A 15215-nucleotide genomic window follows, 5' to 3' on the forward strand; every position below is an offset into this window, starting at 1 on the left:
CGGCTCGTGGGCCGGTCGTCAGACGGTGGCCGGCTCGGCGTCCGCGGCGGCCTCGGTCTCGGCGACCACACCGGCGACCCGGCGCAGCTTCTTCATCGGGCCGAGCTCGCTCTCGTAGACCTTCTTGACGCCGTCGCCGAGGGACTCCTCGATGGTGCGGATGTCGCGGACCAGGCGGGTCAGGCCGCCGGGCTCGACGGAGGCGGCCTGGTCGGAGCCCCACATGGCGCGGTCGAGGGTGATGTGGCGCTCGATGAAGGTGGCGCCGAGGGCGACCGCGGCGAGGGTCGTCTGGAGGCCGGTCTCGTGGCCGCTGTAGCCGATCGGGACGTTCGGGTACTCCTCCTGAAGCGTGTTGATCATGCGCAGGTTGAGCTCCTCGGCCTTCGCCGGGTAGGTGCTGGTGGCGTGGCAGAGCAGGATGTTGTCGCTGCCCAGGACCTCGACGGCGTGCCGGATCTGCTTCGGGGTCGACATACCGGTCGAGAGGATGACGGTGCGGCCGGTGGCGCGCATGGCGCGCAGCAGCTCGTCGTCGGTGAGCGAGGCGGAGGCGACCTTGTAGCAGGGCACGTCGAACTTCTCCAGGAAGGCGACGGACTCGACGTCCCAGGGGGAGGCGAACCAGGCGATGCCGCGCTTCTTGCAGTACTCGTCGATGGCGCGGTAGCCGTCCTCGTCGAACTCCACGCGGTGGCGGTAGTCGATGTAGGTCATCCGGCCCCAGGGGGTGTCGCGCTCGATGTCCCACTGGTCGCGCGGGGTGCAGATCTCCGGGGTCCGCTTCTGGAACTTCACGGCGTCGCAGCCGGCGTCGGCGGCCGCGTCGATCAGCGCGAAGGCGTTCTCCAGGTCGCCGTTGTGGTTGATGCCGATCTCGCCGGTGACGTAGACGGGGCGGCCGGGGCCGGCCTCGCGGTCGCCGAGCTTGCGGAGACGGGAGTTGCTGCTCATGGGGAGGTTCCTTCGCGTGGATGGGGAGTGTGCGGGGTGGGGGTCTGAGGGGTTGCGGGGTTGGGCCGGGCGGGTGGGGGTTACAGCGCCGGGCCCAGTAGCCAGGCGGCGATCTCGCGGATCGCGCCGCTGCCTCCGGGCGTCGCGGTGACCGCGCGGGCCGCGCCGCGCACCACGTCGTGCGCCCCGGCGACCGCCACGGGCCAGCCGACGAGGTCGAAGCACGGGAGGTCGTTGACGTCGTTGCCGACGTAGAGCACGCGCTCGGGCGCGATGCCGTGCTCCTCGCACCACTGCTTGAGGGCGAGGTCCTTGCGGTCGATGCCGTGCAGGACGGGCACCTGAAGCTTGCGGGCCCGTGCGGCGACGACCGGGTTGGTCTCGGTGGACAGGATCAGCAGCTTCAGCTCGGCCCTGCGCAGGGCGGCGATGCCGAGGCCGTCGCCGCGGTGGACCGCGACGATCTCCCGTCCGTCGGCGTCGATCAGCACCCGGTCGTCGGTCTGGGTGCCGTCGAAGTCGAGGACCACCGCGTCGATGTCGTCCCGGGTCGGGAGGGCGCCGGGGCGCGGGGCGTCCAGCAGCGGCGCGAGCGCGCGGGCGCGGGCGAGGTCGTGCGGGTCGTCGACCTCCAGCACCCGGGCCGGGTCGGTGCGGACGAGTTCGGTGCGGCCGAAGAAACGGTGGCCGCTGGCGCGGAAGCCGGCCGCGTCCATCGCATAGGCGGCGCCGGTCTCCAGGAAGTCCTGGGGACGGTCCTGGCGGCGCGGCCGGAAGGACTTGTCGTGGTTGACGCCGTGGCCGCCGTCGGTCGCCGCCGCCGGCCGGTTGACCTCGGGTTCGGCGTCCCGCCAGACGAAGCCGTGGAACGGGGCGACGGTCAGCGCGCTGTCCGCGCCGCCCTCGACGACCGCGGCGGCGACGCCGTCGATGTCCTCGCGGACCAGGAACGGGCTGGTGCACTGGACCAGCAGCACCGCGTCGACGGTGGTGCCCTGCTCGGCCTCGTACGCGTCCATGGCGTGCAGCACCGCGGCCTCGCTGGTGGCGGTGTCGCCCGCGATGTCGCCGGGGCGGCGGACCACGACGGCGCCGGCGCCACGGGCCGCGGCGGCGATGCCGGCGTCGTCGGTGGAGACCACGACGTCGGTGACCAGGCGGGCGGCGCGGCACTCGCGGACCGCGCGGGCGACCAGCGGGACGCCTCCGACGGCGGCGAGGTTCTTGGCGGGTACGCCCTTGGATCCGCCGCGGGCGGGGATGACGGCCACGACAGTGGGTGGCATTGCGGGCTCCTTGGTCGGGCGGGGGCCATGGGAGGTCACACCGGGGGAGGTCACACCGGGGTCAGTCACACCGGGGGAGGTCACAGGGGAGGTCGCGTGGGAGGTCGCACCGGGGTCCGTCACAGCTGCCCCCAGCGGCGGATGGCGGGCGCGACGCGCTGCACGCCGTGTCGGTAGGCGCCGCGGGCGGCCTCGCGGACCGTTTCGCGGGCGACCCGGCGCAGTCCGCCGGTCTCCTCGGGGGCGTCGGCGTAGCCGGGGATCGGCTCGCCGTGCGGGTCCAGGCCGTGCCGGGCGAGGATGCCGGGGAGGTAGCCGGGGGCGGTGCGGGGTGTGTAGTACGGGGTGACGGGCGGCAGCCGGTCGGCGGTGCGCAGTTCGGTGACGCGGGCGCGGGCCGCGTCGAAGGCCCGCTCGTACGCACCGTCGGCGGCGACGCCCTGTCGGGCCAGCCAGTCCGGGTCGGGCTGCGGGCGGTGTCCGGCGTCCAGCTCGTCCCAGGAGGCCAGGCAGCCGGAGCCGAGGAAGTGGTGGTTGCCGAGGACCTCGCGGACGCCGAGGTCGGTGAGGACGGCGGTGGGGATGCCGCGGTGCAGGGACTCCAGCGCGGCGGTGGAGCTGACCGTCACCAGCAGGTCGGTGCGGTCCAGGACCTCGCCCATGTTGCCGTACACCAGGCGGCAGTTGGCGGGCAGTCCGCCGGGGGCCTTGGCGGCGAGCTTCTGGTAGGGCAGTTCCTCGATGTGGGTGGTGTGCTCGCCCGGCTTGCTGCGGAGCTTGATCAGCACCTCGCGGTCGGGGTGCTTGCGGGCGTGCTCGACCGCCCGGCGCAGCAGGTACGTGCGGTCCGCGCGGCTCTCGGGAACGGAGGGCTGAGCGGCGAACACCACGGTGTGGGGCCGGTCTTCGACGGCTTCGCCGGTATAGGGGTCGCCGCCGAGGAACGGCAGGGCGCATTCGACGACGCCGCTGTCGTCGGCGCCGACACCGCGGTAGACGGCACGGAACCGGTCGGCGTCGTGCCGGGAGTTGGCGAGGACGACGTCCGCGCCGTGCCGCAGCAGCAGCCCGTCCGCGAGCTTCTCGTAGACCACGCCGACGTAGCCGGTGACCACCACGGGGCGGCGTTCGCCCGCGGCGGCGGCCTCCGGCGTCCCGGTCCGCCAGGCGCGGGCGAGGCCGTGCAGCATCGCCTGCACCGCACCGCCGACACAGGCCAGCACGACGACGTCGTACCGCGTACGGTCGATGGACCGGACGAAGTCGACTCCCCTGATTTCGCGCAGCGAGTCCGCACGGGCACCGACCTCGTCGAGCTGGCGGACCGTGGGGGTGGCGCGGCCGCGGAGCAGATATCCGTCGAGCCGAATGTCCGATTGGATCCGGTACGCTGTCATAGCGCCCCATTTCCATCGGGTATCCGAGTCGGCGAGCACGGCGACCCGCGGCGAAGAAGTGGTACGTGATGGCACGTCGAAGACGCTAGGAAGGCATTCCGTTTGTCGGGCCAACTGGGTCGCAACAAAGGGTTAACAGCGGGTCGACGAATGGCGAACCGGCCCGATAACCGGCCTGGTTAACCATCCCGCCATTCTTCGTTCACCTGGGTGCCCGCGCCGCGTAAAGACGAATGCCGACTCCGCACCTAACGTCACCCGGGTGGTTAAGCTCTCCGTCATCGTGCCGTTCTACAACGTGCAGACATACGCGCCCGACACCCTGAAAAGCCTGGCGGCCAACGCCCGCGAGGACTTTGAATTCCTGCTCGTCGACGACTGCTCGCGCGACGAGACCCCGGAGATCCTCGCGCGCGCCGAGCGCGAGCTGCCGGGCTCACGCGTGCTGCGGCACAAGCAGAACGGGGGTCTGGCCACCGCCCGCAACACCGGTCTGGACGCGGCCCGCGGCGAGTACCTCACCTTCCTCGACGGCGACGACTGGCTCGCCCCCGGCTACTTCCCCGAACTCCTCTCCGCCATCGAGGAGTTGGGGTGCGACTTCGTGCGCACCGACCACGTCCAGTGCACCGCCCGGGCGCGCACCGTCCACCGGGTGCCGCACGGCCGGCGGGGGGTGGTGATGAACCCGCGCGACGTCATCCTGCCGGCCGACCGCTCCACCTCGGTCGACTACGCCTACGCCTGGGCGGGCATGTACCACCGGCGGCTGCTGGACGACGGGGTGCTGCACTTCAAGGACGGGCTGCGGACCGCGGAGGACCGGCCGTGGATCTGGCGGCTGCACCGCGAGGCGAAGTCCATGGCGGTGGTCGGACTGCTCGGTGTTTTCTACCGGCGCGGGGTGGCGTCCTCGCTCACCCAGATCGGAGATGTCCGCCAATTGGACTTCATCCGCGCCTTCGACCAGGTGATCGAGGAAACCGCACAGGATCGCGATGCGGAATTGCTGCTGCCCAAGGCGGTACGCACATATTGCGCGATCATTTCCCACCATCTCGGTTCGATCGAACGATTCGAGCCACCGGTCGCCCGTAAATTGCGTTCGATGAGCGCCGCGGCCATGAAGCGCATGCCGCAGGACGTACTGAAGGAAGCCCTCGATTCGATGGATGTGCAGCGCGCGTCCCGGCTGCGGCGGCTGCGCCGTCGCCCGGTCCCGGCGGAGGTCGCCGCCTGATGCCCACCCGACCGCGTACCCAGATCTTCGTGGCGTCCACGCTCTACGGCGCGGCGACGCTCGCCGCCGCGCTGGACGCCGACCGCTTCGCACCGGCCGACCGCCGACTGCTGCTGGTCAGCAACAACGCCACCACCCCGGAGACCACCGCGCCGCTGGACACCGTGCCCGGCTTCGACCGGCTGCGCGGCCGCTTCGACCGCGTGCTGTCGTGGAACGACACGATCAGCCCCTTCCACCCCGGCGGCTGGTCCCCGCGCGCGGACGACGTCCCCCTGTGGGAGCGCCACCTGCGGCTGCTGTGGGGCCTGGGTGACGACCAGGTCGAGCTGGTCGTGGAGTCGATCCAGGTCAACCCGGCACTGGCGATCGCCCAGCTCTTCCCCGACGCGCCGATCGACGTCTACGCCGACGGCCTGATGAGCTACGGCCCCACCCGCAACAAGCTCGACCCGCTCGTCGGCACCCGCATCAACCGCCTGCTGCACCTGGATCTGGTCCCGGGCCTGACGCCGCTGCTGCTCACCGAGTTCGACGTCGAGCCGCAGACCGTGCCCACCGACGCCTTCACCAAGGTGCTGTCGGAACTCTCCGACGCCAGTGGCACGTTGGACGTTCCGGAGGGGGGCGCGCTGCTCCTCGGCCAGTACCTCTCCGCGCTCGGCATCCTCACCCCCGAGGAGGAAGAGGAGCTGCATGTGCGGATGGTGCGCGGCGCCGTCGAGCGCGGCCACCGCGAGATCGTCTTCAAGCCGCACCCGTCCGCGCCGGCCCGCTGGTCGCGACTGCTGGAGCGGGAGGCGGCGAAGCTGGAGATCTCGCTGACCGTGCTGGACAGCCCGGTCCTGGCCGAGGTGCTCTACCAGCGGATGCGGCCGGCCCTGGTCGTCGGCTGCTTCTCCACCGCGCTGCTGACGGCGTCCACCTTCTACGGGCTGCCGACGGCGCGCACCGGCACCGGTCTGCTGCTGGAGCGCCTGACGCCGTATCAGAACAGCAACCGCATCCCGGTCACGATCGTGGACGCGCTGGTACCGGACCTCGGTGACACCGGCGCGCAGCCGAAGGCGTACACCACCCCCGACACCGTCGAGGGCCTGGTCAGCGCGGTGGGCTACGCCATGCAGCACCAGATCTACCCGCAGCTGCGGCCGGCCGCCGAGCGCTATCTGGCCGCCCACCTCGACCCTCACACCTGGCGGTACTTCAAGCGCCGCCGGCTGACCGCGCTGGCGCTGCCCGGTGCGATCCCGTCCCAGCTGTCGTTCCTCCCGCGCAACGCCACCGTCCGCAGGGTCGCCCGCCGGGCGCGCGCGGTGCAGCGGCGGCTGAAGAAGCGGGCCGCGTTCGGATGACGACCCCGCAGCTGACGCCCGGCGCGCCCGCCGCCGCGCCGGGCGGCGCCTGGAACGGCGCCCCCGCTCCGAAGCCCGTCATACGCACGCGCAGCCGCGACTCCTCGTCCCGGCTGCGCGCCCTCGACGGGCTGCGGCTGCTCGCCGCCCTGATGGTCGCCGCGTACCACTACGGAGGGCGCGGCGGCGAGATATCCCAGTCCTGGGGCGGCTCGGCGGTCCACCAATTCCCCACCGCGGCGCCGCTGTTCGCCTACGGATGCCTCGGCGTCCAGATCTTCTTCGTCATCAGCGGCTTCGTCATCTGCCTCAGCGGCTGGGGCCGCACGCTACGGGCCTTCATCGCCAGCCGCATCTCCCGCCTCTACCCCGCCTACTGGGTCGCGATCCTCCTCGTCACCGCCGTCTTCGCACTCCCCTGGGTCGCCTACAAGGCCCTTCCGCCCAGCGAGGTGCTGACGAACCTCACCATGCTCCAGCAGCCACTCGGCGTGCACCGCGTGCTCGGCGTCTGCTGGACCCTCTGGGCCGAGATGCGGTTCTACGCGCTCTTCGCCCTCTGCGTGGTCCTCCCGGGCGCCACCCGCAGCCGGGTCGTGCTCTTCTGCGCCGGCTGGACCCTGGCCGCCGCCGTGGCCCAGGCGGCCCACCAACCCGTCCTCGACACCGTCCTGATGCCGGAGTACGCCCCCTTCTTCATCGGCGGCATCGGCCTGTACCTGCTGCACCGCTACGGCGCCCGCGATCCGATCGCCTGGGCGATAGTCCTGGTCAGCTGGCTGATCGGGCAGCACTACGCGGTCGCCGGGCTCTGGCACGCACCGTCCGTGCACGCCTTCTCCTACCGCTCGGCGGCCGGCATCATCGCCGTCGTCACCCTCGGCTTCGTCCTGGTCGCCGTGGTCGCCCTGGGCGGCCTGCGACGGGCCAACTGGCGCTGGCTCACCGTCGCCGGCGCCCTGACCTACCCCTTCTACCTCGTCCACGAACACCTGGGCTGGGTCGTCGTCCGCGCCCTGCACCGCACCCTCGGCCTGCCCTCGTACGCGACGCTGCTGCTGACCGTGGGCCTGATGCTGCTGCTGGCGTGGCTGATGCACCGCTGCGTGGAACGCCCCCTGACACCGCTGCTCAAGAGGGCGATCGATCCGCGGCGTGCGGAAACAACCACCCACCGGACGCCGGGTTAGGCATGCAGTCGCGAGCGTCAGCGCAACGCCTTCGGGTGGGGGTGGCGGCGGATCTCGACGTTGCAGTCGGTCACCTTCGATCTGTCTCCGCTGGCGTAAGCCCCCGCGCGCTGCTCGGCCAAGGCCCCGCACACATCGCATCCGGCAACCGGCACGGGATCGGACGTCGGTTCCAGCAGGTGAACGGGTCGGCAGATGCGAGGCATCAGCGCACCACCTCCACGCCGTGAATCCAGCCCGGCGCCGCATCGATCCCGTGCACGGCCAGCCACAACGCCCGCCGCCGACCGCGCTGCACCCGCCGCCTCTGCCATTCCTCGCGCGTGAGGACGTAGGGGCGGATCAGGGCAACACCATCGCCACGCAGCAGTGAAGCGTGACGCGCGGGCACGAGGAGTGACGCGGGCATCGGTTCGTCCACACATCGCGCGGCGGGCGGTACGCCGGCCGACCGGTGGCGGCCCCGCGCGGGCAGTAACCGGCACAGCAGCAATTCGAAGATCGTTCCGATAGCGCGGAGCACGTTTCCCACCTCCATGGGTGATGACACGCCCCCGGACGTTTGCCCGTCACGGGGCTCGTGCGCGGCTCATGGCCCCTGCTCGGACGCCCCGGTCCGATACCGGATGGTGTCCGTGACCAAGTGAAGCGCGACATCTCTAGAGATTCCAACCTCTTCTCTAGAGATGCGGAGCGAGTGAGCAAGTGCTGCGCAAGCGAACAAACGGACTAGGGTGTCTAGAGATCAGAGAGGAGGGCGTATGACCGCCAAGGGCAACGGCCGTCAGCCCAAGTACCAGCGCATTGCCCAGGCGCTGAAGGACGCGATCAAGGCTGGCGAGTACGGCCCCGGTGATCGACTGCCTGGCGAGAACGACCTCATGACCGCTTACCAGGTCGCCCGGATGACCGCCCGCCAGGCACTGGGCGTTCTACAGAACGAAGGTGTCGCGGAGGCCCGCAAGGGCGCAGGCGTCTTCGTCCGTGACTTCCAGCCGTTGCGACGGCGCGGCATTCAGCGACTTGCGCGGGAGCAGTGGGGAGGAGGCCGGTCCATCTGGTCGGCCGACACCGGCGACCGGGACCTGGTCGTCGATCAGGTCACCGTCAGCGAAACGGCAGCTCCCGTGGCGATCGCGGACGTGCTCGGTATCGAGCCGGACGCACCGGCTTGCGTGCGCAGTCGCCGCTTCGTCCTCGAAGGCAAGCCGGTGTTGCTGGCCACGAGCTTCCTTCCCGCCGACCTCGTGGCCGACTCGATGATCACCCAGGAGGACACCGGACCCGGCGGCATCTACGCACGCCTGGCCGAACTGGGCCACACGCCCGTGCACTTCCGGGAAGAGATCCGATGCCGGATGCCGTCCCGGGACGAGGCAGACCGGCTCAGCCTGAGCATGGGCACGCCCGTAATCATCATCTTCCGCACCGCCTTCGCGGACGGCGGCCGCCCTGTCGAAGTCAACGAGATGATTCTGGACTCGGCCGCTTACGTGCTCGAATACGACGTCGAGGCGTAGCGGGCGGCGGCTGGACTGGCCGTGGCCTGCGCGGAGTTGCCGGGCTGGGCGCCCGGCACCTAGGTGACGCACCGCAAGCAGCGCACCGTTGTCTACGGCGACTTGGCCGCAGTCGAGGCCGCCGCCGGGCAACCCGAGGACGCATGCCGGCTGGAAGGGGGCTGCTGCGGCGACGCGAAGGAAGAATTCGGGGTCCGGCTTGCTGGCGCCCCAGTCGGCTCCGGCCGCCTGGCGGCGGCGCGCGCCGCACGCTGCTCGTACAGGTCGAAGCCGGGCCGGAACTCCTGGAACACATCACGGTAGTCCCGCCCCTGTGCGATCACCGCACCGAACATCGCTGCGAACGTGTGCCGCGGCACGCCGAGCCAGTCGGCCCATGTGCCGTACTCCCGCGTCTCGTTGACCAGGCACTCACCGACGTCGAAGACCACAGCACGAATCATGGGCACACGACACTGACCGGCTGGGCCGCGCCGCCGCCCGATGTGCCAGGCCCGGATCGCATGGCCCTGGGCCGTGGCGCTAGGAGGTGGCGCCGAACACCGTCGCCTCCACCCCCGCGACGATGGTCCGCAGGCCGGCCTCGAAGCTGCGCTCGACGTCGCCGAACATCTGCCGGCCGGCCATCGCCGCGAGCGGATAGCGCTCGATGAGGTTCCGCTCGCGGTTGCCCAGGTCGTACGCCGGGTCGCGGTGCTCCGGGTGGCCGGGCACCGGGTGGACCGACTGCTCCTCGATCACCAGGCCGATGGTGAAGTTGTACGCCGTCCACCACGCCTGCGCCGCCTCGGCCGGTGAGAAGCCGCGGGCCGTGAGCCGGCCCAGGAAGTTGTCGAGCGGCAGGGCGTAGCTCTCGTCGGTCATCCGGGTGCCGCTGAAGACCTTGCCGCCGTCGCGGTAGGACAGCAACTCGCGGCGCAGCAGCCGGCAGTTGATGAGCAGGGCGTCCTGCCAGGTCTCGCCGAGGTCGATGGTCTCCGGCCCGTCCGTCACCAGAGGCGCGGTCATGCGCCGGAAGATCTCGGTGGCCATCTCGTCCAGCAGTTCCTGCTTGTTCTTGAAGTGCCAGTACAGCGCGGGCGCCTGGACGTCCAGCTCCTTGGCGATGCGCCGCAGGGTGAGCCCTTCCAGGCCCACCTCGTTCAGCAGCCGCAGGGCGGTCTCCACCACCTGTTTCCGATCGATACGCGAAACCATGTTGACAACTTAACACCGTTAAGGCGATGCTCGGAAGCATGGAACTTAACAACGTTAAGGACACCGATGCGCACGACGGCGTTACGGACACCCTCCCCGCGGCCGTCGACGTACTGATCGCCGGCGCGGGCCCGACCGGCCTCGCCCTCGGCATCGACCTCGCCCGGCGCGGTGTGCGCGCCCTGGTCGTCGAGCGACAGGAGCGCCTCTCCCCCGGCGCCCGCGGCACCGGCCTACAGCCGCGCACCCAGGAGGTCTACGACGACCTCGGCGTGCTGGACGCGATACGGGCGGTCGGGGGCCGCTACCCGGAGACGGCGGTCTGGGAGGACGGGCGGATCGTCGAGACCCACCAGATGATCGAGCTGGTCGACCCCACCCCCGCCCGGCCCTACGCAAGCCCCTTGATGGTGCCGCAGTTCCGAGGCCTGGAGGTGCTGCACGGCCGGCTGGCGGAGGTCGGCGGGCGGGTGCACCTGGGCACCGAACTCACCGCGTTCCACCAGGACGACGACGGCGTGACCGCCCAACTCCGGCTGCCCGGCGGCGAGCTGCACGAAGTCCGCGCCGGCTACCTCGTCGCCGCGGACGGCGGGCGCAGCACCGTCCGCCGGACCCTCGGCGTCGGGATGAGCGGGCCGTCGCTGGAGTCGGAGGCAGGGCTGGGGCCGGGCGCCGCACTGCTCGCGGACGTCCGGGTGGACGGCCTGGACCGGGACCACTGGCACCACTGGAGGCTGCCGACCGGCGGGTTCGTCATGCTGCTCCCGCTCGCCGGCACCGACCACTTCCAGACCCTCATCGCGGCGTTCGGCGAAGAGCCGGACACCGCACCGGAGTCCGTCCGCGCCGCGCTCGCGCAGCACACCCACCTCACCGCCGGGCAGATCGGCGAGGTGCTGTGGTCCTCCGTCTACCGCCCCCGTGCGGGCATGGCCGACTCCTACCGCACCGGCCGGGTCTTCCTGGCCGGCGACGCCGCGCACATCCACTCCCCGGCCGGCGGGCAGGGTCTGAACACCAGCGTCCAGGACGCCTACAACCTCGGCTGGAAGCTCGGCCTGGTGCTGCGGCACGGCGCCCCGGACGCCCTCCTCGACAGCTACGAGGCGGAGCGCCGCCCGATCGCCGCGAGCATCCTGGACACCAGCACCCGACTGCACCGCTCCGGTGAGCTGCGCCGCGGCCGGGAGCTGCACCAGCTCGACATCGGCTACCCCGACAGCCCGCTCACCACGGAGCTGCGGACCGACCTGCCGGAGGGTGCCCTGCGCGCCGGTGACCGGGCCCCGGACGCCCCTTGCCACACCGCCGACGGCAAGCCCACCCGGCTCTTCGACGCCTACCGGGGGCCGCACTTCACCCTGCTCGCCCTGGGGGAGACCGACCTCGACGCGGACGCGCTCCCCGCCGACCCGGCGCTGCTGCGCCTGGTCCGGGTCGGCGGCCCGGCCCCCGACCTGATCGACACCGACGGCCATGTCCGCGACGCCTACGGCACCGGCCCCGCGGTGCTCCTCGTCCGCCCGGACGGCTACCTCGCACTGGCCGCCCCGGCGACGGGCGCGGCGGAACGGGTGACCGCCGCCCTGGCGTCGTACGTCGGCGCACCGGCCGCACGCCCCGCCGGCTGACCGCAGCCGCAGCCGGAACCGCACGAGGCCGTACCCGCGGATGTCCGCAGGTACGGCCTCGTGCCGGGGACGGGCGCCTGAGGGGGTGGGGCGCCCGGGGCGGAGCTCCGCCCGGATGGTCCGCTCGTCCTGCGCTACAGGACCAGGGAGAGCAGCAGGACGCAGACGATGCCGACGACCGAGATCAGCGTCTCCATCGCCGACCAACTCTTCAGCGTCTGGCCGACGTTCATCCCGAAGTACTCCTTGACCAGCCAGAAGCCGGCGTCGTTGACATGGCTGAAGAAGAGCGAGCCGCAGCCGATCGCCAGCACCAGCAGCGCGCCGTGGGTGGTGCTCATGCCCGCGGCGAGCGGGGCGACCAGGCCGGCCGCGGAGATGGTGGCCACCGTCGCGGAGCCGGTCGCGAGCCGGATGGCGACGGCGATCAGCCAGGCCAGCAGCAGCGTGGAGATGTGCCAGCCCTTGGAGAGGTCCAGGATCATCTGGCCGACGCCGGCGTCCACCAGCGTCTGCTTGAAGCCGCCACCGGCGCCCACGATCAGCAGCACCCCGGCGATCGGCGCGAGCGACTTCTCGACCGTGGCGGCGATCCGGCCGCGGGTGAAACCGGCCGCCCGGCCCAGCGTGAACATCCCGACGACGACCGCGGTGAGCAGCGCGACCAGCGGGGAGCCGACGACGTCGAAGACCCTCTGGACGGTGTGCTCCGGGTCGTCGACGACGATGTCCACCAGCGCCTTGGCCAGCATCATCACGACCGGCAGCAGCACGGTCGCCACGGTGATCCCGAAGCCGGGCCGCTTCTCCAGCTCGGCCGAGGCGCGCTCGGGCACCAGGTCGGCGGGCGGGCGGACGTCGACCCAGCGGGCCGCGTAACGGGAGAAGAGCGGACCGGCGACGATCGCGGTGGGGATCGCCACGACCACACCGAGCGCCAGCGTCACACCGAGGTTCGCGCCGACCGCGTCGATCGCCGCCAGCGGCCCCGGGTGCGGCGGGATCAGCCCATGCATCACGGAGAGTCCGGCCAGCGCCGGAACGCCGATCCGCATCAGCGAGACGTTGCCGCGCTTGGCGACCAGCAGCACCACCGGGATCAGCAGCACGATCCCGACCTCGAAGAAGATCGGCAGGCCGACGACCCCGGCGATCAGCACCATCGCCCAGGGCATGGCCCGGCCGCTCGCCCGGTCCAGGATCGTGTCGACGATCTGGTCGGCGCCGCCGGAGTCGGCCAGCAGCTTTCCGAGGACGGCACCGAGCGCGATCAGCACGCCGGTGCCCGCAACCGTCGTGCCCAGTCCGGTCGAGAAGCTCGCGATGGCCTTGTCGAGCGGGGCGCCGGCCACCGCGCCGAGCACCAGCGAGCCGACGATCAGCGACAGGAAGGCGTGCAGCCTGGCCTTGGTGATGAGCAGGACGATGACGGCTATGCCGGCCAGGACGGCGATGCCCAGCTGGGCGTGACCGGCCGAGGTGATCGGCCCGGTCGCATCCGCTGCGAGCATCTCGACGCTGAGATGTGTCACGGCGATTCCCTTGCTTGGAGGGGAGGGGGAAGGGGTGGTGGGGGGTGCGTTGAGGGGGTGTGCATCTCGTGCGGCTAGCGGGCCGGTGCGATCGGCGCACGGAGTGCGGCCACCGCGCGCCCGGCGATCTGCTGCGGGGTGCCGGAGACGTCCACGGCGACGCCCGCCTCGTCGCGCCCGAGCGGTTCGAGCGTGGCGAACTGGGAGTCCAGCAGCGCGGTCGGCATGAAGTGGCCCTTGCGCTCGGCCATCCGCGCCTCGATCAGCGCACGGTCGCCGGTGAGGTGGAGGAAGACGACGCCGGGGGCGGCGGCCCGCAGTCGGTCGCGGTAGGCCCGCTTCAGCGCGGAGCTGCTGACCACCCCGCCCCGCCCGGCCCGCCCGTGCGCCCAGGCACCGATGGCATCCAGCCACGGCCCACGGTCGTCGTCGTCCAGCGGGGTGCCGGCCGACATCTTGGCGATGTTCGCCGGCGGATGGAAGTCGTCGCCCTCGGCGTACGGAACGCCCAGTTCGGCGGCGACCAGCGGGCCGATGGTGGTCTTGCCGGTGCCGGCCACGCCCATCACGACGATGACGTCGGGGGTGGCATCGGGCGTGCTCATCCCGTGTTACCTCGCTGTCTTCCTTGACCTCGTGCGCCCCCACTGAAACCCATTAGGTATGACGTATTCAAGACCCTGTGACGCAAACGTCATACTTAATTGGCCGGAGGGCGGGAACGTAGGCTTGGCCCATGGAAAACGAGGGGAAGGGGCTGCACGCCCGTGTGCTGGAGTCCCTCGGACCCGCGATCACCGCGGGCGACTACCCTCCGGGCACGATCCTGCGCACGGACGAGCTGGAGCAGCGCTTCGACGTCTCGCGCACGGTCATCCGCGAGGCGATCCGGGTACTGGAATCCATGCAGTTGGTCGCCTCCCGGCGCCGGGTGGGGGTGACCGTCCGGCCCACCGAGGAGTGGAACGTCTACGACCCGCGGGTGATCGCCTGGCGGCTGGCCGGCCGCGACCGCCCCCGCCAGCTGCGCTCGCTGACCGTGCTGCGCTCCGCCGTCGAACCGGTCGCCGCCGGGCTCGCCGCCCGGCACGCCACGCCCGCCCAGTGCGCCGAACTCACCGAACACGCCATGGGCATGGTCGCCACCTCACGCGGCCAACAGCTCGACGCCTACCTCGTCCACGACACGGCCTTCCACCGCGTGGTGCTGACCGCCTCCGGCAACGAGATGTTCGCCCGCCTCGGCGATGTGGTCGCGGCCGTGCTGACCGGCCGCACCCAGCACCACGTGATGTTCACCGACCCCGACCCCGCCGCGGTCACCCTCCACGTCCAGGTCGCCGAGGCGGTGCGGACCGGGGACGCGGCCCGTGCGGAGGAGCTGACCCGTCAGATCACCGCGGGCGCCATGGCCGAGTTGGACGTGCTGGCACCCTGACGTCGGGCACCCGCGCCCCCGCCGCCACGCTCAGAACAGCGGCTGCTGCCCCGGGAACGGCGGCTCCTCGGGGTCGAAGAGCCGCTCCGCGGGGGCCATGAGCGGCGCAATCTTCCGCGACCCCGGACAGGAGATCAGCTCCAGCCCGGTACGGCGCCCCGGAGGATCGTGCCGGGCGAACCGACCACCGACGACGGCGATCTCTCGGGTACAGACGGGGCAGGTGCGGCGGGGTGCGGTCATGGACTCACTGTGCCAGTTCGCTGCGCTTGGCTGACCTCCCACGTTGTTGGCTTTCCCGCCGTGGGGGTTTGTCGCCGTTGCGCCTGCGGCGGGCGTGGGTTGTCGGGTGCGGTGACGGGCCGGAGGGGCAGGGGTGTGGGACTGCTTCGCTTTACGTCCCACACCCCAGCCCCACCGGCCCGTCCCCACCCGTGAGTGGGAGGAAAGACGGTCGTGGGGGCGGGTGTGA

14 protein-coding genes and 1 pseudogene are annotated in these 15215 nt (G+C 71.6%); 6 read left to right on the forward strand and 9 right to left on the reverse strand.

All coding sequences use genetic code 11. From position 1 onward, the window contains the following. Positions 1 to 18 precede the first annotated feature (18 nt). The 3 genes from AB0C96_RS30300 to AB0C96_RS30310 all read right to left on the reverse strand — a co-directional run bounded on the left by AB0C96_RS30300 (position 19) and on the right by AB0C96_RS30310 (position 3712). Positions 19 to 954: an N-acetylneuraminate synthase family protein gene (locus AB0C96_RS30300; protein WP_362921721.1), complete on the reverse strand. Its 936-nt coding sequence runs from the start codon at positions 952 to 954 to the stop codon at positions 19 to 21. An 80-nt stretch (positions 955 to 1034) separates the two neighbouring features. Continuing rightward, on the reverse strand, positions 1035 to 2240 hold the full coding sequence (locus tag AB0C96_RS30305) for an acylneuraminate cytidylyltransferase (protein WP_362921722.1): 1206 nt from the start codon (positions 2238 to 2240) through the stop codon (positions 1035 to 1037). A gap of 119 nt (positions 2241 to 2359) precedes the next feature. After that, entirely contained in the window at positions 2360 to 3712 is a 1353-nt protein-coding gene (locus tag AB0C96_RS30310; RefSeq protein WP_362921724.1) for a DUF6716 putative glycosyltransferase, read from the reverse strand. Positions 3713 to 3899: 187 nt separating this feature from the next. Here AB0C96_RS30310 and AB0C96_RS30315 point away from each other — a divergent pair, with 187 nt between their 5' ends. The 3 genes from AB0C96_RS30315 to AB0C96_RS30325 are packed head-to-tail and all read left to right on the forward strand — an operon-like array spanning position 3900 to position 7422. Beyond that, positions 3900 to 4877 carry a glycosyltransferase family 2 protein gene (locus AB0C96_RS30315; RefSeq protein WP_362921725.1) on the forward strand — a complete coding sequence of 326 codons (978 nt, stop codon included), beginning with the start codon at positions 3900 to 3902 and terminating at the stop codon, positions 4875 to 4877. Beyond that, on the forward strand, positions 4877 to 6232 hold the full coding sequence (locus AB0C96_RS30320; protein ID WP_362921727.1) for a polysialyltransferase family glycosyltransferase: 1356 nt from the start codon (positions 4877 to 4879) through the stop codon (positions 6230 to 6232). The genes AB0C96_RS30315 and AB0C96_RS30320 overlap by 1 nt, the downstream gene beginning before the upstream one ends. Further along, on the forward strand, positions 6229 to 7422 hold the full coding sequence (locus AB0C96_RS30325) for an acyltransferase (RefSeq protein ID WP_362921728.1): 1194 nt from the start codon (positions 6229 to 6231) through the stop codon (positions 7420 to 7422). Before AB0C96_RS30320 ends, AB0C96_RS30325 begins: the two co-directional genes overlap by 4 nt. A 205-nt stretch (positions 7423 to 7627) precedes the next feature. On the opposite strand, the gene AB0C96_RS30330 is transcribed toward AB0C96_RS30325, so the two are convergent. Beyond that, positions 7628 to 7945, reverse strand: coding sequence for a hypothetical protein (locus AB0C96_RS30330; protein WP_362921730.1), 318 nt, complete (start codon positions 7943 to 7945; stop codon positions 7628 to 7630). A 238-nt stretch (positions 7946 to 8183) separates the two neighbouring features. Between AB0C96_RS30330 and AB0C96_RS30335 the strand changes: the two genes are divergently transcribed. Next, positions 8184 to 8942 (forward strand): GntR family transcriptional regulator, encoded by a 759-nt coding sequence (locus AB0C96_RS30335; protein ID WP_362921732.1) that lies wholly within the window; start codon positions 8184 to 8186, stop codon positions 8940 to 8942. A gap of 135 nt (positions 8943 to 9077) precedes the next feature. Here AB0C96_RS30335 and AB0C96_RS30340 read toward each other — a convergent pair. Beyond that, positions 9078 to 9385, reverse strand: a pseudogene (locus tag AB0C96_RS30340) (haloacid dehalogenase); the annotation flags it as partial. A 79-nt stretch (positions 9386 to 9464) separates the two neighbouring features. Next, complete coding sequence (locus AB0C96_RS30345) at positions 9465 to 10139, reverse strand: TetR/AcrR family transcriptional regulator C-terminal domain-containing protein (protein WP_362921734.1); 675 nt, start codon at positions 10137 to 10139, stop codon at positions 9465 to 9467. Positions 10140 to 10177: 38 nt separating this feature from the next. On the opposite strand from AB0C96_RS30345, the gene AB0C96_RS30350 reads away from it, so the two are divergent. Next, positions 10178 to 11773 (forward strand): FAD-dependent monooxygenase, encoded by a 1596-nt coding sequence (locus tag AB0C96_RS30350; protein WP_362921736.1) that lies wholly within the window; start codon positions 10178 to 10180, stop codon positions 11771 to 11773. Between the two features lie 134 nt (positions 11774 to 11907). Here AB0C96_RS30350 and AB0C96_RS30355 read toward each other — a convergent pair whose 3' ends face one another. Together AB0C96_RS30355 and AB0C96_RS30360 are read right to left on the reverse strand one after the other, a co-directional pair. Continuing rightward, entirely contained in the window at positions 11908 to 13305 is a 1398-nt protein-coding gene (locus AB0C96_RS30355) for a gluconate:H+ symporter (RefSeq protein ID WP_362921738.1), read from the reverse strand. Positions 13306 to 13379: 74 nt separating this feature from the next. Beyond that, positions 13380 to 13910, reverse strand: a complete 531-nt coding sequence (locus tag AB0C96_RS30360; RefSeq protein ID WP_362921740.1) for a gluconokinase — start codon at positions 13908 to 13910, stop codon at positions 13380 to 13382. Between the two features lie 131 nt (positions 13911 to 14041). Between AB0C96_RS30360 and AB0C96_RS30365 the strand changes: the two genes are divergently transcribed. Further along, the gene (locus tag AB0C96_RS30365) at positions 14042 to 14743 is read left to right on the forward strand and encodes a FadR/GntR family transcriptional regulator (protein ID WP_362921742.1); all 702 of its coding nucleotides are present in this window, start codon (positions 14042 to 14044) and stop codon (positions 14741 to 14743) included. Positions 14744 to 14773: 30 nt separating this feature from the next. Here AB0C96_RS30365 and AB0C96_RS30370 read toward each other — a convergent pair whose 3' ends face one another. Continuing rightward, on the reverse strand, positions 14774 to 14986 hold the full coding sequence (locus AB0C96_RS30370; RefSeq protein WP_362921744.1) for a hypothetical protein: 213 nt from the start codon (positions 14984 to 14986) through the stop codon (positions 14774 to 14776). Positions 14987 to 15215: the final 229 nt, after the last annotated feature.

This window comes from Streptomyces sp. NPDC048506, assembly GCF_040651315.1.
Lineage (GTDB): Bacteria > Actinomycetota > Actinomycetes > Streptomycetales > Streptomycetaceae > Streptomyces.